Origin of the sequence: Citrobacter sp. R-1.5.2, assembly GCF_035064245.1 — a bacterium.
Lineage (GTDB): Bacteria > Pseudomonadota > Gammaproteobacteria > Enterobacterales > Enterobacteriaceae > Citrobacter.
The window spans coordinates 317,152-335,021 of the sequence record NZ_JASEYC010000001.1 but is presented as its reverse complement, the minus strand read 5'-3'; the positions used below and the strand labels follow the sequence as shown (position 1 = coordinate 335,021).

The following is a 17,870-nucleotide window of genomic DNA, read 5'->3' as shown; positions in this document are numbered from 1 at the left end:
ATACTCTCGTACTAACCAATATCCTATACTTTCAGTCTGACAGTTAACTGGAGGTTTCTATGTGTGGACGCTTTTCACAGTCAATGACACGTGAAGACTATCTCGCCCTGCTCTCAGATGAAGCTGAGCGCGATATTCCATACGATCCAGAACCCATCGGGCGTTTCAACGTAGCGCCAGGCACCAAAGTTCTGCTTCTGAGTGAACGTGATGAACAACTGCATCTTGATCCAGTTATCTGGGGATACGCCCCTGGGTGGTGGGATAAATCACCGCTAATTAACGCAAGGTCTGAAACTGCGGCCACCAGTAGAATGTTTAAACCGCTCTGGCAGCATGGCCGCGCAATTTGCTTTGCTGATGGTTGGTACGAGTGGAAAAAGGAAGGCGATAATAAACAGCCCTACTTCATTCATCGGACCGATGGTCAGCCAATATTCATAGCGGCAATTGGCAGCACACCATTTGAACGAGGTGATGAAGCAGAAGGTTTTCTGATAGTTACAGCTGCAGCTGACAAAGGACTGCTTGATATTCACGACAGGCGACCGCTAGTACTATCGCCAGATGCAGCTCGCGAATGGATGAGGCAGGATGTTGGAGGGAAAGAAGCTGCGGAAATTGCAGTCGACGGTGCCGTGCCGGCTGAAAAATTTATATGGCACGCCGTAACACGTGCCGTTGGGAATGTTGGAAATCAAGGACCGGAGTTAATAGAAACTATACGTTGATGCACGAAACGACAGTGAGAGAATACCTGCAGGGTGCAAGCTGCGGAAATTTTGTCACTAACCTTCATAGAAATATGAAATTATCTATCTTCCCTACAAGCTATAACACTGCTACGCATCTACATCCATACGCTTAGCAGTTTATCATTGTGTTCAAAAATTGAGCGCACTCACATTACTCACGTCTATGGCGTGAGAGTATCTTTTCAGATTACAGAGGGGCTATGATATGAAAAAGAAGCCATTGCATACATTCGATTCTCCGCGCCAATTCAGCAATATGGTGATTCACTCCGACGTCAGAATCAGCTAATTGATGAATGGATAGCCCAAAATCCTGAATATGAGTTAGATAATCTGACTTACCAAGACTTGGGGCTCAGCGCTTTTAATGGAGTAAATGCTCTTCGTGGCGCTCTATCAGACTTTCTTGATGCAATCGAACATGGTTTCATCAAAAAAGGTACAGTTTTGCTGGTTGAGAGTCTTGACCGACTTTCAAGAGAAAAAATAGGTGACGCTACTGAACGGCTACGGCATATTTTAAAAGCGGGAGTCGAAGTTGTAACTTTATCTGATCAGACGCATTACAATGAGGAATCACTGGATGATCCTTATGTTCTAATTAAAGCTATTTTGATTGCGCAACGCGCTAACGAGGAGAGTGAGATTAAGTCTAAGCGTATGCGGTCTGTCTGGCAGAAAAAAAGAGAGGACGCGGAAAATAATGGAAAGCTTTTAACACGATCATGCCCTCGATGGTTAAAAGCAACAGAAGATGGAGGGGGGTTTGAAGTTTTACCTCAACACGCCAAGACTATTAAATATATTTTCAAACTACGTTTAAAAGGCCATTCACTGAATGGAATTACAAAAATTCTTAATGATAAAAAAACTCAAACGCTGACAGGAAATCCAGGCATATGGAATCCATCGACGATTGAAAAAATCCTCGGAAACAAAGCTGTAACTGGCACATATTGTCCATCATACAGAACAATGTCTAAGGGTGTAAAAAATATAGACAAATATTACCCACCCATTATTTCACATAAATTATTCCAAGATGTACAAGAGATTAGATTAACTCCATTTGGACGCGATAAATCATATGACAATCCTTATTTAATCAATTTATTTCGTTCTATTCTTCGTTGCAGTTCGTGTGGATGTTCGATAATCATGACAGGGATAGATAACAAAGGAATGGGGTATTACGTCTGTCCGATGAGGAGACTCCATCGTTGCAGCACACCTCCAATCAGGCGAGACTTTACTGACCAAGTTCTTGTCGGCGTATTGTTAGCAAATATGGATTTTTTACAGGCTAGTTTTTCAGGTAAAAATGCAATCAAACAACTTGAGCACTATTTGGTTGATATTCATATAAAGATTAATCACCTTCTTGACGCACTTCAGATAGCTCCGGATGTCATAGAATTAGCAAATAGAGTCAGAGTCCTAAGTAAAGAATTGCGCGATGGCGAATTGAGATTAAGGACCCTCAAGTCCAGAGGAGGGAATACTACTGGTGAAATGGTTGCCAGCATGGAGCTAGACAACAAAATCAACAGAGAGAAGTGTCGTAATTATGCATTAAGTAATATCGAACGAATAGTCATTAACACAGCAATGCAAAAATGCGACATCTATTTAATGAATGGTTTGAGAATTCTTAATTTCCCACTTAGAAAAATCATCCATCATGATAATTTTATCAGTTCTCTAGCCTTTATAGATAATAATACGCTTATTTTTTGAACCATAATAATTTAATTCTGGTCGCTGCATCGACCTGATGAAACTCATCTGACACTAAGAATATCAGAATACCTGGTGGTATAACGTGGTGACAACATTTCTCTCTTCATCGCCCATTGTTGCTGAATCCCCTGTCCGGCGAAATAAAGCGCCCCTCTGCCTTCCTTTGCATTCAGATGATCCAGAACTTCCATCAATTTCCCACTACCCCGGCGCGGCGCATTATCATCGAACAGATTCAACTGGGCTATACCCTGACTGAAGAAGTCTCCCAGCATGACCCCCGCTTTCTGATATCGATGTCCGTCTTTCCATATTGCATCCAGGCTTCGCGTCGCTGCTGCAATAATGTCCCGGCTGTCCTGTGTCGGGGTGAGCAGTTTCACTGATGCGCTGTTACCGTAGTACTGTTCGTTCAGCGCAAAGGGTGACGTTTTGACAAAGGTCGATATGAAGCGGCAATACTGATGCTCTCCACGTAACTTTTCTGCGGCGCGCGACGCATAACTGCAGATGGCCTGCCGCATAGCGTCATAATCGGTAATGCGCTCCCCGAATGACCGGGAACAGACAATTTCCTGCTTTACTGGCGCAAACTCCTCCAGTTCAAGACAGGGTTCTCCACGAAGCTCGCGCACTGTTCTCTCCAGGACAACATTGAAGTGCTTACGGATAAAACGGATGTCAGTATCTGCCAGATCAAGAACCTTTTTGATCCCCATAGCCTCCAGCTTCTTGCCAATTCGTCGCCCGATACCCCAGACCCCATCAACCGGAAGCGCAGCCATAAGCTTACGCTGGCGTTCGAGGTTTGATAAATCCACCACGCCTCCCGTCTGTTTCTGCCATTTTTTAGCGGCGTGATTTGCCAGCTTGGCCAGCGTTTTTGTCTGAGCAATACCAACGCCAACAGCCAGGCCCGTATTTTGATAAACCGCATCTTTTAACTCACGCCCAAAATCCTCCAGCACACGGCAATTCCTCACGCCGGAAACATCACAGAAAGCCTCGTCTATCGAATAAATTTCGCATCGTGGTGATAATGCCTCCAGCGTGGCCATTACCCTGCTGGACATATCCGCATACAGTTCATAATTGCTGCTGAAGCAAACAACACCACATCGACGGAATAAGTCCTTTTGCCTGAAATACGGGTCTCCCATTTTCACACCAATCGTTTTGGCTTCAGCGTTACGGGCAATAACACAGCCATCGTTGTTTGAGAGAACCACAACCGGCCTTCCCTTCAGATCTGGCCGGAATGCAGTCTCACAACTGGCATAAAACGAGTTCACATCAACCAGAGCAAACATGTTCAGCTTGCCGCTTTCACGATAAATGTCACAACACCAAAGATATCCAGCGTATCTTCGCTGTTTATCCTGATGGGTGCATAAGCACTATTTTCAGGTACAAGCATAACGACCGGGTTTAACTGCAGACGTTTAACAGTAAACTCACCATCAATGGCAGCAATAACAATGTCTCCATGTGCAGGCTTTCTTGATCGATCGACGACCAGCAAATCGCCATTACCGATACCCGCACCGATCATGGAATCGCCAGATGATTTTACGAAATAGGTCGCACTTGGGTGTTGCACTAACAGCTCGTTGAGGTCAATACGTTTCTCAACATAATCCTGCGCTGGCGAAGGAAATCCGCATGGAACCAAATCGCCAAATAAGGGAAGCGCAACTATCTGACGTAGCTCGACTGGTGAATAAAACTTCATAATAAACTCACTCTCATTGATACTGTTTATACATACAGTATATACTGTCATTATATACAGTAAAGAGGAGCTAAAGCATGTTTGTGGAACTCGTTTATGACAAAAGGAATTTTGATGGTCTGCCCGGTGCAAAAGACATCATTCTGGGCGAATTGAGTAAGAGGGTTCACCGGATTTTCCCGGATGCTGATGTCCGGGTAAAACCGATGATGGCATTGCCGGCGATCAACACTGATGCCAGCAAGCATGAGAAAGAGCAGATAAGCCGTACTGTCCAGGAAATGTTTGAAGAGGCTGAGTTCTGGTTAGCTGAAGATTAACAAGCAGATGTGCCTGGCTGTAGCATTATTACATCAACTATAACGGCTGGGCGCTCTGCTGATTTTCAGAACGAGCCTGCTCAGCCTGTTCCATTGCTATCCTCATTTCTTCCTGACGCTGATTAAAGATACTGTCTGCTGGCATTTCAACACGCAGATCCACCCAGCGTCCTGCAGGGATATCAACAGGTTCCCCGTCTTTTACGGTTTCAATAAAAGTCTCATTATCAGATGCGTGGCCAATTAAATTACGGGCAAACTCCGGTGCCGATGGATGTGTTCGGTGGTACGTTTTCAGCAGAATGGAACCATCTGACTCAACTTTATAATCCACCCACAACAGGGGCTGTTTGTTTCGGTCGAGCGGTATCTCAATGCCGCCATCGATACCACCCCATACTGGAGCTGAGTTGAAGCCCAAAACACCAGAAATACGATAAACGCCAACGTCAAGACGTTCTGTGAAGGCCCCCTCTGCCTGGTAGTTAACTTCCGCCGATCCGTCGCCTTTCAGTTTAACAATCGGAGATGCTTTTTTAATGAAACCATTACCGTCTACTGTGGTGTTGGCAGTGTCGTACATTGTCCGCGAGAATACTCCGACACCTGCCTGGGCCGATACGACTGTGACGCCCCCCCCTGGAGAGTAGGGTATCTGAATCGCTCCCGCCGTATCCCCTGTTTGTAACCAGATACCAGCACCGAATGTTGTAGAAGGTGTGGAAGGGATAGAAGCGTTGTTTCTGAAAACACAACTTCCATAATTAATAAGTGCCGAATAGATGTCATTATTCGAAGTGGCATTTATAACAATATGCCCCGCTGTACCATGCCCAAAACCCCACATACTCCCTACAATAGGTACATTTCCGTCATCTGTGCCCGCATTTCTGGTTGCCGAGGTTCCCAGACCAAGTTTAGTTCTCGCCCCGGATTCACTATTACTTCCAGTTCCCCCATGCGTAATACTCAGGGGGGTAGTGAGTCCTTCCAGACTGGTGATGTCAGAGTTAGCCCCTTTTTTGGCGTAATCATTGAGAGCAGACTTATCCGCCTTAAGGTTTACACTACTGATTAACTTTTTCGCTGATGGTCCTGTTGTCTGGCTGGTATCAGGGAGCGTAATGGTTACATCACCATCTGCAGTGAAAAATTGCTGCCAGTTCTGTTTGTCGTAGTTCAGGCCGCGAAGCGCCTCCGCGCTCTGGGTCACCAGCGCGGCAGTAACCATATTCAGTGCCACACGTGGAACTGCTGACCATGCTGCACCCGATTGCGTGGGACCGGTAAAGTTACTGACCAGCGTCAGCCCTGTATTGCTTTCGATTGTTTTGACCGGGAGCGTATACGAGATGCCGCCTACAGTAGCAACAACAAAATCGCCTACCGCGAGTTCGGTAGTAAATGAAGTCCCTGCCCCTGATACCTGGGCAGAGTTATTCGTCAGGGTGAGTGTTCCTGCTGACATAGATTTTTCCTGAATTTAGATAATAAAAAACCCTGCCGGAGCAGGGTTCGATATTCATAATTTGATTACTGACATGTGGTACGTGTGAAATTAGTCTTACTGACCCATTTCCAGTTAAACGGATAGCCAGCCTGATATTGTGTCTGGTTTGCAACCTTGCGGACACCATAAATAAAAACAGCCGTTTTCTGACCACCAACTATCGCGGTTGCGGTGCATACTGGCGATTGTCGTTCGAGAATACCAGAGCATGCAGACAAGGCTAAAACCGCAGGGATAATTAATAAAGTTTTCATATTTTCACTCAACGTGAGTTATTTATAATGAAAATAACAACAGCATGTAATAATAGATAATTGATTTAACAGATCGTTTTAATGATATTGATCGTCAGAAACGATCAATTAATCATAAATATCAACTCTGGTGATAATGACATTCCCATGCCCGTTGGTAAATCCAAGCCCTGACACTCCTGTCGAGGAGCCACCATCACTGTAAGCAACTATCCGTGTGCCCGCCCCCTCACCGCACGCTATGACGCGTATATTCGACTGCCAGGGGCGCGGTAACGGGTCATTAATAACCCCGACAGCAATCCCCAGATACTCAGGTACAACACCCCACTTGCCTGATTTTAATATATTGGTATTAATCCCGTTATCTGACGCCGTTCCGCCCCCCCCTACTTTTTCCAGGTCGGATAAGGTTCGAGTCTCGTTGGTTAAAATGCAGGTTCTGGATGCATCCCAGATGGCGAGACCATAATCAGGCAACGACTGCGGAAATATAGAGAAGAAATAAACGTCCATCCGCGTACCGACTGCGGCGTTGCGCAATGATATCGTGCAGGTTCCGTTGGCAATATCTGACCATAGCGCCCCTTGTCCAGTGGTATAGACAAACGGGATTATAGGCTGACTGACATCATAACTTTGTGTTACTGAGGTGATTGTGGACGCCGTTGGAACGGTAACGCTTTTCTTCGCAAACAGCGCCAGAGGAATACTTTCCGGACTAACCCATACTTCACTGGATGATGTTGCTAATAAAACCCCGTATGACATATCACCCCTTCTCTATGGTAATGACCAGGAATGCGCGGGCTGCCTGGAATGTATCGGCGGCGTACTCCGTATCGCCGGCAGCGGACACTGTTATCGTATTACCTGACACGCTAACTCTGCGTCTGCCACTGCCCATCCCTCCAGAGCTCGTCTCCGATGCGTTTGCGACGTGGTAATAATTTAACTTTAAGCCTGGCGGCACGGGGACAGTCCATGAACCTGACTTCTGCCCATTGGCTAATACTTGCGTCCCGTATACCGAAACAGGCTTTATGCCATAGTTATTAGGGACGCCGCCCGCGTTCCATGTTTGTACGCCCCATACCATCAGAACACTCCTGTTATTTTTCCAATTTGTACACGGAGAACGCCATTCCCGTCCTTAACGCTCTGGGTTGTGTTGGTGATTTTCATTGCCCCCTCACCGGCCACAGCCCCATTAACCTCAAACGTTCCGTCTGATTTCATGATGGTTCCCGTTTGCCCCTGTACATAATTTGCAGACCGTAGTTCACCAATTTTTGCCAGCGTTATATTTCCGTACTGAATAAACGCATCACTGATAAACACCTGACCATTAACAACAGCAAACGGAGAATATTGCGTATCACCGCTACCACTCATCAGGACAAACTGATTAGCATTAAACCCGACACGGGTGACTACCGGCTTACCCGCGTCAGCCAGCACTGCTATCGACATCCCGGCGTTATACATCACGCCGTTAATACGGACACCGGTTTTGAGGGTATAAATCGCAGATGCCCCGGTAGCGTCAACGACAGCGGTGAGCTTATCTTCCAGTGCGGCGGTCACGCCATTAAACTGGGCCTGCACCTGCGTGGACATTTCCGCCATAGCCTGACTCACATCGGCGATCGTGGTTTTCACCACCAGAATGTCTGCGCGGACCTCGCCGTACTGCGCAAACTGATGTTCAACGGTTCCATGGTTGGCCAGCGCATTCTGCAGAATACCTTCAAGGTTGGTATCAATATCCCCCGTAAGGCGGTCGCCATCGGCAGACGTCAGAAAATCATCGGCAATATCGCCCAGGTAGTCGTCAGCATTCGCGTTGGATTCACCACGAATCCAGTCGGTCCAGCCTGATTCATTACCCGTTCTGTCTACCAGCTGCGCTCGGTACCAGAATTCCTGCCCCGCCTTCAGCCCCAGTTGGGTGTATTCGGCAGACGGATAAGGCACATCTGACAGCAAAAGAGGATTTGAGAAATCACTGTTCGCGGTGTACTGGATTTCCGTTTTCAGCGTGTCCCCTGTGTTAGCCGGGAATCCCCAGTTCAGGCGAATACCCCAGTTAATCGGCGTTGTTACAAACCCAACTGGTTTTGGCGGATTCCCCACCTTGCCCGTCAGCGTTTTCTCTTCGGAAAAACCCCAGCCAGAGGATATTTCAGAGGCATTAATGGCGCGCACACGTACGAGGTAGCGCCCGGCATAAATACCAGGAACATCAAAAGACGTTGTGGAGCTGCGCGGCACGTTCACCCAGTTCCCGTCGTTACGCCGCCATTGTGCTTCGTATGCGATAGCGTTCTGCGCCTGGTCCCAGCTCACGCGCATGGTTTCGACGCTGATATTCTGCTGAACCACTGAAAATGAGCTGATTACGATATTGGCTGGCGGAGACTGGTTACCTGGAGGGATCACACTCACTGGCCGCTGGTCAATGATGGCTCCTGTATCGATACGGGCATATTTATCAGGATCATGCCAGGCACCTGCAATCGAAAAGGTTCCGTCATTGTTATCGGTGACACTGATAACACGATATTGCTGCGAGTACAGTGCGTCGGACTCGACCACCCAAACGACCTCGGGCTGCGGTGTTTCGCTGTATACCGTGGTGACTGTTACCACATTGCCATTCACTGCCTGAATCGTTCGACTCTGCGATGCGCCAGAGGGAAGATTCAGAATCAACCGTCCCCCCACGACTGCATCGGCATTTCTGTCCAGCGTGATGGCGCGACCGTTGACAGCGCTGATACGGCCCCCCATAACTTTGCCTGAGAGCAATTCATCAGCCACTGCGATGACATAGCCAGGCTGGGGAATATTGCCATCGAGACCAACATCAAACGACACAACCCGATCTTTGTTATTGGTGAGGATGCCCCAGCGACCTTTACGATTTGCCTCAGACTGACGCGTACAACCGATGGCTGTCATTTCCAGCTGATTAAATCCGTACCGAGCCACCAGAGGCTGCTCAAATACCGGCTCCATCGCATCCGCATAGGCGTTACCCGGATCAGACCAGGAAACCAGCGCTGTGGTATACCGCGTTTTTGTCGTACTGCTGGAATAGGTAAAGCGTCCGTCGATAACGTTAGCGCGGGTGTAAGCGTAATCCACATCTCTTGGCATATCGGCAAGCGCAACAATCTGATCACCGCCCCAGTACGTCATACCCCGGAATATAGCAGCAAAGTCACGCAGCACAGTGTAAGCGTCATTCCTCTCCTGAACATAGACGTTACAGGTATAGCGTGGCTCTGTCCCGCTTCCACCCTTTCCATCCGGTACCGGCTGATCGCAATACTGCGATACCTGGTACAACGTCCATTTATCGATGTCGGCTGCACTCAGGTGATTGCCCAGACCAAAGCGATCGGTAATAACCAGATCGTAAAATATCCACGCCGGGTTATCGGTCCAGGCCCACTTAAACGCGCCCTGCCATGTACCACTATAAGTCCGCGTATCGGGGTCATAGTTATCAGGCACGCGGATCACCCGGCCACGTGGTTCACAGGATATCTGTGGAATCGAACCATTGAACTGACTTGAGTCGAACTCGATGTACAGCAGCGCGGTGTTCGGATAGCGCAGCTTGGCATCAATCACTTCCGTGAAGCTTTGCAGCGTCATCGTGTCGCCGATCTTGGCGCTGTTTGCGTCAGCGGTAATCTTACGCAGTCGGATTGTCCAGGTGCTTCCAGCCTGCGGTAAATCAATACGGTGGCTGCGCTCATAACCAGACGTCGTTTTGCCGGTTACACTGGTATTAAGAACGGTTTGCCAGGTTCCACCATCAGTCTGCAGGTCTATCGCATAATTGATGGAATACCCTACCAGATCGCCGTTGTCCTCCTGCTTAAACAGCGAAGGCCATTTCAGTCGCAGGCGAACAGCTGATAGTTGGGTGTTGGTGAAGGTACGCGTCCAGGCTGTTGAGTTTGAAACCTCAGTACCAACATTAATTTCGTTTTCAGTACCAGGAATACCCTGAATATATTTCTGCGCCTGCGTTCCGGAACGAAACTCCCACGCCACACCACTAAAGTTCTGCGAGCCATCAGCATTCACCAGCGGTGTACCATCGAGGTAAATATCCTTGCCGGTTAACTGTCCTGAAAACTCACCTTCCCCCAGTGCTACAAGTACTTTTGCCCTGGCTATAGACTGGAGATCATCTGGTTGTTCAGTCGGGGTTCGGGAACTGGAACTGCCGCCCTTTCGGCCTTTGATAGCGGTTGCTTTAGCCATTTCTCGCCCATAAAAAAACCGCCCGTAGGCGGTATGTATGAAGGTTGATATTTAATAAAATTCCACGCTTGTATGTGCTGTCATTACTGTCGGTTTAGGTAGCGGATTCCCTGCATTCTGTATTATCAAATCACATAACTCTGGAACATGTTTCGCGTTGTATTTACAAGTTGTTGTCGCACTGTATCCTTGTGCATAGCTACTTTCGTTTATAATCTTGTAGTCAAGAGGTTTTGTATTCTTATCAAAATAGGTAACTTCATTTCTGGACAAAATTTTACCCGAACCATAAAACTCAGAACGTATTAAATTATCATTATCATCATAGAAATGCGTTGCTATTTTTTGACCTAAATAATAAGTATCTTTAATCATTCCACTTGTAGTGAGGGAGAATGTATTTTTATCACCATTATCACTCTGAGAAAGTATATTACAATCTTCCGTTAGACCAACAAAGTACGGGTTTTCACCTCTTTTGCCTACAAGATTCACCCCATCATTATTAAGAACTGTTTTAAAACCATTTGAAATATTATCCAAACTCAGGCTTTCAATACAACCTTTCTTATTTAACTTTAATAATACCTTATAAGTAATCTTGCCATTACTCTCCACTATAGTACTAAGTGATTTAACTGGTCCTTTAACAGGGTTAAAATCGAACATCGTTGATAGATTATATAATACAGGGATATAACCATTTTCGGCGTGACTCATCCCAGAAATCAAAACTGTACTGAGTAACAAAACATATAATTTATTCATATACCCTATCACCTTGATATTAGGCCTATTATCTATAGCATAATTACAACACGGTTATTGCTGATCTTCAACGTAAATACCTGCCGATATAATAGCGCCACCTATACGCCGCCGACCGTATAAAAGGGGAACTGGATACCCCTGCGTGGCTGTATTAGTTACTCCTCCGAACGCATACGAAGCCCGGTTGTCTGCACTCTGCTTACTGGCAAGACCCGATGGTTGAGGTGATAGCATTTGAACAACACCACCAAGCATCATTGCTGCACCGATTTTCATAGCGTCAGGGCCCCAAGCTGCACCGCCCCATGCTTGGCCGATAGTAGCCCCCAAGGCACCAACAACAACAAGTACAGCCCCTAAAATTGTTTGGAGCAGGCCTGCTTTTTTGCTGCCAATTACAACAGGGACAATTCTTATCACCTCTCCTGTAACTGGAAAACCTAAATAATCTTTTCCAATATTCTTTTTACCTTTAAATACAGCATACGTTAGACCACGTTTTTTACTCGTATTTAAATATTGTTCAAATCCACAAATTGTTTTTGATAAAGCATTGATAGCCTCTGCTGTTGTTCGTATTAGTCTATCATGGGCTCTACCAAATGTTTTACCTAATGCGCCACCTAGTTCAATTCTAGTCATTATTTCTTGCATGCTTACTCCAATAAAAAAGCCACATAAAGAGGCTTTAAAGAACAGAAACAAATTAAATACATGATCGAGCTATTTTACCCCACGGGTCACCGATACCTTTACTTGCAACATAGACCTTCACATCAGCCCCGCCCTGAGAGCTATCTTGTATAATAGCCATCGAAAGAACGCCGAATAAATCATCAGAGGCTGATATTCTATATCCAGTTTCAGTTTCTATACTTGTTGCCTGTGGGTGCAGATCCTGCCACTTAGGGGACATGCATTTGTTAAGTTGTGCAGCACTTTTTGAGGTATGACCAGAATAAATAGGCTGTCCTTCCTGTAAGGAAGCTGCACTACAACCAAATAAACCCAGTAACGAAATCAATAATATGTTTTTTTTCATATCCCTATCCATTTTTGATAATTCAGAAAATTAGCACATAGACATATGCCGTAGAACCTTCATCGTCCGTTCCTGCCAGTATCCACCATAGGGTACACGCTGACTCAAATGGCCATAAAGATGGTGGAGTAACATGTTACCTTCCAGCAGGATCCCTGCATGATTCCACTTATTAGCCTGGACCTGCATGATAACCATATCACCAGGCCGCGGTACACCGCTGAATTCACGAAATCCGCATTCATACCAGCAATCGTGGTAGAAGTTTTCAGGGTAGCAGTCTTCCCACCAGGGATAATCAACACGGTAATCCGTCAGTTCGATACCATGCGTCTGCCGGAAGTAACTCATTACTAGTCCCCAGCAGTCAAAGTGACCGAGAACAAACGGGCGCTCCAGTAGCGGAAGTTCTCCCCGAGGCTGGATTGTCCGTAAATCCCCTTCTGGCCAACTCACGATGTGCCAGGGCAAAAATGTTGCATCGCATTGGGCTTTATCCAGTTCGCTCGGCTGCGTTGTGGCATCCGGGTGGCTGTGGACAATGGCAATCACCGTTCCCCAGTCTTCAGCAGCGGCGTAATCTTCCGGCGACAGGTGAAAATGCTCGGTCGGTTCCGTAGCCAAATTGCAGCAGGGAATGTATCTCTGAACCCGGCTTTTTTGTACCACCACACCGCAGCTCTCCCGCGGATATTCAGCGGCAGCATGCGCCATAATGGCGTCGATAATTTTCTGACGCATATCAGCTCCTGATCAGGGATGTGCCAGGGAAACCACCGAATGGCAACTCGTTCCCCTCGCCATGCCGCAACTTGCACGCAGTGAGTGTACCAGGGCATTCATCGAGCGACGGATCGTTAACCGGGTTGTTGTGCTTGTCGAAATAACGCGTCCCGGCATAGTCGCATCCATCACCTGAGCGGTATTTGTTTCGGATACACCAGGTACAAAGCGAATGTAGCTGCCGCGTCGGGATCATCAGCCCCTGCAGATCCATCGGGCTGGTTAGCGCAAACTCAACCACTTCATTGGTTTCGCTGCTCTTTGCATCGATGTAAAACACCTTCAGTTTTTCCTGCTGAGGATCCGCCGACGGGTTACCCTCCGGATAGTTTTTCGCATCCAGATACTGCGCCAGCGTGTCATGAATCGTGACCTTTGCCTGCAGCAGGTCATCATAAGCAAGACACAGCGCCGTAATGGAACTATCCAGGTTAGCGACCGAGAGCGTTGGCTGCGCACTGGTCCCATCGGTCGCAGTCTCAATTCCCTCTATCTGGCAGGGCCAGGCTTTATATTCCTGCCCCTGCCACCAGATCGATTTCGCCGGTAGCTTATTTTCATCTCCACCAGCAGCGGCAATTTCATCGGGAGTGTGGGCAATATTGTGGGCGTGGAAGCGGAGAACGTCGGAAACACCAAATGCGGTGCCATCGACATCAAAAAGCCGGACAACATTGCCCGGCTCAAGTTTTTGATAATCACTGTTTAAGCTCATGGTGCAAACGCCTGTTCAAAGGTGGCTGATACGGTTTCCACTGTTTTACTTTTGGTGACGCGCTGCAGGCTTTCTGCCTCAACGCGCCACAGCGCAAGATCACCGCCTGGCGGGGTAAACGAAAATGATTTCGTCTTATGGCGCCGTAGGAAAGCATAAATATCCCGGACGGTTTGCGGTTCGCCGGTAAATGAAAACTCATAACTTAGCGTTTCATCATTCAGCCCGGCACCTGAAACCTGCTTATAGCCATCACCAAACTGCGCCGTACGGATGGTATCCTTACTTTTCAAGGTCGGCTGGCTGGATGCTTTAATCCGCCATGCAAAATGCTCGATCGCCATTGCTTACCTCTGTTTTGTTGCATTCCAGATGATGCCACCGGGCCGGACTTCTCTGGTGATCCCTTCCCTGATGGAGCTGTTGATCACCTGCTGATAGGCTTTCCCCAGCGCATCGCCACTTCCTTTCTGTTGACCGGAATCCCCCTGGCCTGTTGTAACCGAAACCGGCGCATACACACTGACACCAAAAGGAGAAGCAACGCCACCGCTACTCCCACCGACCAGACCACCAGTCGCATAGCCACGCATCATGCGATAAAGGTTGCCGACACCGATTCGGTTGGTGGCTTCCTGCGTAAAGACAAACTCTCCACGGTGCACCACACCTGCAGGCTCATACTTACCGCCGGTCCCGGTAAAACCACCGCCAGCAAAACCCAGCGCAGAAGTGGCAGAACTGACCAGGCCAGCCATGGCCTGCTTCATCAGGATCTGCGTCAGCATCGACAACGTGGTACGGGTGAAATCTGCCCAGTTTGCTTTCCCAGTCGTCAGCATATCGGCCATATTCTGGCTGATACCATCGAATGTGGCTGAAGCAGCGGACTTCATCGAGCCATAGGCATCAGCTGCTGAATCGGCATAGTCAGCCCACGCTGATTTCGCCCCGGCCTGCCAGTTGCCGCGGAGCTCGTCCTGTGCGGCATAATATTTCTTCAGTGCATCCAGTTCGTTCTGATAACCCTGATCGGTGTCCGTACCGCCGGCATTCATCCAGCCCTGCCGCAGCTGTGCCTCTTCGTTTTGCCGCTGCGCGCCGCGACTGCTCATGCTGCCCCCGGCCACAAGCGCCCGGGTTTTCTCCCCAATCTGGGTAACATACTTCTGCGAGCTGTCCTGCAGGCGGTTTAACCGTTCCTGGGCAACAATTTGATCGCCCAACCGGGCATTCACTTCGGCCCGCGCCAGTACCTCGTCTTTGTTCGCCAGCACCGATTTTTCATCGGCGGTCAGCGCGCGCTTTTTGGCAGCCTCTTCCAGCACCGAAAAGCGGGATTGTTGTTTCCACAATTCCTGCCGCTGCTGGCTGATGGTATCCGTGATGCTCTTATGCTCCTGCAGAGTGCGTAACTGCGCCTCCAGCTCCAGCGTCTGCGCGCTGGCAGTATCGACACTTTTTACACCTGCAGGTGTTTTTACCGCTGAAGGGGCTTTGGGTTTCTTCAGCGAGTCGTCGTATTCTTTTTTCGCAGCTTCCAGATTGATGTTGTAGTCAGCCTGGAGGATCCGTCCGTCTTTCAACGCCTTGTTCAGTTCATTCTGACGGGCCGTGTACTTCTCCAGCGCAGTCTGCGTCTTTGCATAATTCGACTGCGCCTGCGCGGCATACTTCTGCCGGTCAGATTCAATCACCGCCTCGCGGGCTGCGTTATCCTCAGTTGCCTTTGCCACACTGGCCTGCTGTTGCGCCATTTCCAGTGCAAGGCGTGCAGATTCCCGATCGTTCCAGTAGCTGGCGCGCGCATCATCATTGACATAACCATCACCTTTACGCAGATTCCAGATTTCATCCGCCCGCTTAAAGGCCGCTTCCGCTTTGGCAACCATCTCCTGCGTGGTGTCAGGCCGCCCAATATCGAGCGCCGCATCCCACATCGATTTAAAGGCACGCTTCAGGCTGTCGGCAGCAGTTTCAATCGCCCCCATATTGTCGCGCAGGCTCTTTGTCTGCTCTCGAAAACCGTTCGTCGCCGCATCATTAGCTGCCTGTAGAGCCCCGGCCTCATCACCGGCACGCTGCAGTTGCGCCACATAAGCAATCTGTTCCGCTGTAACGTTGTGGAACTGCTGCGCCATGGCAATCAGACCAGAGGTCGGATCGTTCGTCAGTTTGCCGAATGCCGCTGCCACCTTATCGACCGGCACACCCGACGCATCGGTGAATTTCGCTACCGCCTGGCTCATCTCATCGAACCGGGCACCGGCACGCACTCCGGCGTTAACCAGCTCCGTCAGCGCACTGCTGGTCTGGTTAAACGTGAGTCCCGCCTGCTCGCCAGATTTCGCCAGCACCAGCATGCGGTTTGAGGTCAGCCCGGCAGTATTACCGGACAGAACCAGCGTTTTATTGAAATCAGACAGCGTGGACGAGCCCTGATACCATGCGTAAACCACCGCGCCAGTGGCGGCAGCCAGCGCGCCAACCCCCACCATCACTGGCGATATGGTGCCCAGCAGCGCCCGAAAGGTCGGCATAATACCGCCGAAGGAGTCTTTCACCTGACCGCCCTGCTGCAGCAGGATAAGCCACGGACTCTGCCCACCGGCCAGCTGGGTGGCGATATCCGTAAACTGCGCAGGCAGCATACGCATCGCCGCGTTGTACTGGCCGACAGAAATACCGGCCTTCTTCGCGGCGCTCTCCTGGCGGGTAAATGACTGCTGCACCTTCAGCGCCGAGTCATTCGCTGCGTCCCCCGTCTGCTTAAACTGCCTTTTTACGTACTCCATCTGCTCGTTGAACTTTGACGAATTAACGTCAAGGTTAACGACCAGGTCACCCACTGCCGTCTGGGCCATAGCGAACACCTCCTGAAATGCCCTCGGCCTTTGCCATCAGCACAGCGTCACCGGGTTCATCGTCGGCAATATCCTCCGCAGAAGGTGAAATCAGGCTGAAGCTGGCAGGGGTTGATGTGGTTTTGGGGTCAAGCGCGGTAATGACGATATCGTCAGTGGGGTCATAGGTTTCTTTGTCGCGGGTGCTCCATGCCGCAGCGCCTGCCTGGATGATGTTGTTTCCGGCACTGCGTCCCATATCCACCTCAACCGGTTCAAACGCTTCGCCGGTCATGGTGTATTTACCGTTGAGAACAGCAGCCACCGCCTGTTTCTCTTCCACCTGGGCAATCGCCAGCTCCTCATCCTTCATGTTCTGCAGGATAATACGGCGGCGGCGGTAGGCCGGGTCAGCCAGATTTTGCGGGTCTTCATCCGGCAGGCGACGCAGCGTCATCTGCGGGTTTACCTCGTGCTTGGGCTTGACGTAACCCGGCGTAAACTCTGACGTTGCGCCGCCGCGGGAGCGGATAACCTTGCCGGAAATAACAGGCGAGACGTACAGCGCCATGTTGACCATGCCCGGGATTTGCGACAGATACACCTTCTCGGTGCTGAAGGGATAGCTTTCACGGAAGAAGATACGCAGGAAAAGCGGATCGAACTTGAATTTCTTCTCATTGACCGCCAGCAGTTGGGCCGTTGTGTAAGTTGACATAGATGTTTCCTGTAAAAAAAGCCGCGATGGCGGCTTCTGTGGATGATGGTTAGTATTAAGTCGGATGTCAGACGATACTGATGGCTGTACCTGCGAATGCGTTGCGTTTGATGTGTTCATCCGTCACCGCATCCGGCCAGAGCACATCTTCAATACGGAAAGAGCCGGACTTATAGAATGCCAGCTCAGTGCTGCTCTGGTCGGCAGACACCGCCAGAACGCCACAGGCAGCCCCAGCATGCTGGCCATCCCAGACGGTCAGCTTGCCGGAAGTGGCATCCAGCATCAGGGGCGTCATCGCCGGTACTGCTTTCGTCAGTTCACCAGGAGCAAAACCGGTATGCGCCGGATCACTGTTCCCGAGGGGCTGATTGTGCGTAAATTGTTCTGTGTTAGACATGTT

17 protein-coding genes and 1 pseudogene are annotated in these 17,870 nt (G+C 49.2%); 3 read left to right on the top strand and 15 right to left on the bottom strand.

The window, feature by feature from the left end; all coding sequences use genetic code 11:
• Window positions 1-59 precede the first annotated feature (59 nt).
• A complete protein-coding gene (locus tag QMN38_RS01580) occupies window positions 60-731 on the top strand; it encodes an SOS response-associated peptidase family protein (protein ID WP_182269973.1) in 672 nt (223 codons plus the stop codon).
• 243 nt (window positions 732-974) lie between these two features.
• Window positions 975-2,492: a recombinase family protein gene (locus QMN38_RS01575; RefSeq protein ID WP_323604578.1), complete on the top strand. Its 1,518-nt coding sequence runs from the start codon at window positions 975-977 to the stop codon at window positions 2,490-2,492.
• A 44-nt stretch (window positions 2,493-2,536) separates the two neighbouring features.
• Here the strand turns inward: QMN38_RS01575 and QMN38_RS01570 are convergent, their stop codons facing one another.
• Both QMN38_RS01570 and QMN38_RS01565 read right to left on the bottom strand, forming a co-directional pair.
• Window positions 2,537-3,805 (bottom strand): Y-family DNA polymerase, encoded by a 1,269-nt coding sequence (locus QMN38_RS01570; protein ID WP_323604347.1) that lies wholly within the window; start codon window positions 3,803-3,805, stop codon window positions 2,537-2,539.
• A gap of 2 nt (window positions 3,806-3,807) precedes the next feature.
• Window positions 3,808-4,227, bottom strand: a complete 420-nt coding sequence (locus QMN38_RS01565; RefSeq protein WP_323604346.1) for a translesion error-prone DNA polymerase V autoproteolytic subunit — start codon at window positions 4,225-4,227, stop codon at window positions 3,808-3,810.
• Window positions 4,228-4,304: 77 nt separating this feature from the next.
• Between QMN38_RS01565 and QMN38_RS01560 the strand changes: the two genes are divergently transcribed.
• A complete protein-coding gene (locus QMN38_RS01560; RefSeq protein ID WP_323604345.1) occupies window positions 4,305-4,547 on the top strand; it encodes a DinI family protein in 243 nt (80 codons plus the stop codon).
• Window positions 4,548-4,584: 37 nt separating this feature from the next.
• Here QMN38_RS01560 and QMN38_RS01555 read toward each other — a convergent pair whose 3' ends face one another.
• The 13 genes and pseudogenes from QMN38_RS01555 to QMN38_RS01490 form a co-directional block, all read right to left on the bottom strand.
• On the bottom strand, window positions 4,585-6,015 hold the full coding sequence (locus tag QMN38_RS01555; protein ID WP_323604344.1) for a phage tail fiber protein: 1,431 nt from the start codon (window positions 6,013-6,015) through the stop codon (window positions 4,585-4,587).
• A 65-nt stretch (window positions 6,016-6,080) separates the two neighbouring features.
• Window positions 6,081-6,311 (bottom strand): phage exclusion lipoprotein Cor, encoded by a 231-nt coding sequence (gene cor / locus QMN38_RS01550; RefSeq protein WP_323604343.1) that lies wholly within the window; start codon window positions 6,309-6,311, stop codon window positions 6,081-6,083.
• A 108-nt stretch (window positions 6,312-6,419) separates the two neighbouring features.
• Window positions 6,420-7,082, bottom strand: a complete 663-nt coding sequence (locus QMN38_RS01545; protein ID WP_323604342.1) for a hypothetical protein — start codon at window positions 7,080-7,082, stop codon at window positions 6,420-6,422.
• Between the two features lie 327 nt (window positions 7,083-7,409).
• Window positions 7,410-10,595: a TipJ family phage tail tip protein gene (locus QMN38_RS01540; RefSeq protein WP_323604341.1), complete on the bottom strand. Its 3,186-nt coding sequence runs from the start codon at window positions 10,593-10,595 to the stop codon at window positions 7,410-7,412.
• Window positions 10,596-10,646: 51 nt separating this feature from the next.
• The gene (locus QMN38_RS01535) at window positions 10,647-11,363 is read right to left on the bottom strand and encodes a YnfC family lipoprotein (protein ID WP_323604340.1); all 717 of its coding nucleotides are present in this window, start codon (window positions 11,361-11,363) and stop codon (window positions 10,647-10,649) included.
• 54 nt (window positions 11,364-11,417) lie between these two features.
• Complete coding sequence (locus QMN38_RS01530) at window positions 11,418-12,020, bottom strand: tail assembly protein (protein ID WP_323604339.1); 603 nt, start codon at window positions 12,018-12,020, stop codon at window positions 11,418-11,420.
• 52 nt (window positions 12,021-12,072) lie between these two features.
• Complete coding sequence (locus QMN38_RS01525; RefSeq protein ID WP_323604338.1) at window positions 12,073-12,408, bottom strand: hypothetical protein; 336 nt, start codon at window positions 12,406-12,408, stop codon at window positions 12,073-12,075.
• Between the two features lie 30 nt (window positions 12,409-12,438).
• A complete protein-coding gene (locus tag QMN38_RS01520; protein WP_323604337.1) occupies window positions 12,439-13,149 on the bottom strand; it encodes a C40 family peptidase in 711 nt (236 codons plus the stop codon).
• Window position 13,150: 1 nt separating this feature from the next.
• Window positions 13,151-13,906, bottom strand: coding sequence for a phage minor tail protein L (locus QMN38_RS01515; RefSeq protein WP_323604336.1), 756 nt, complete (start codon window positions 13,904-13,906; stop codon window positions 13,151-13,153).
• On the bottom strand, window positions 13,903-14,250 hold the full coding sequence (locus QMN38_RS01510) for a phage tail protein (protein WP_003826213.1): 348 nt from the start codon (window positions 14,248-14,250) through the stop codon (window positions 13,903-13,905). The genes QMN38_RS01515 and QMN38_RS01510 overlap by 4 nt, the downstream gene beginning before the upstream one ends.
• Before the next feature lie 3 nt (window positions 14,251-14,253).
• Window positions 14,254-16,770 (bottom strand): phage tail tape measure protein, encoded by a 2,517-nt coding sequence (locus QMN38_RS01505; RefSeq protein ID WP_323604335.1) that lies wholly within the window; start codon window positions 16,768-16,770, stop codon window positions 14,254-14,256.
• Window positions 16,771-16,897: 127 nt separating this feature from the next.
• Window positions 16,898-17,467 (bottom strand): annotated as a pseudogene (locus QMN38_RS01495) (major capsid protein); the annotation flags it as partial.
• 67 nt (window positions 17,468-17,534) lie between these two features.
• Window positions 17,535-17,867, bottom strand: coding sequence for a head decoration protein (locus tag QMN38_RS01490; protein WP_003826193.1), 333 nt, complete (start codon window positions 17,865-17,867; stop codon window positions 17,535-17,537).
• Window positions 17,868-17,870: the final 3 nt, after the last annotated feature.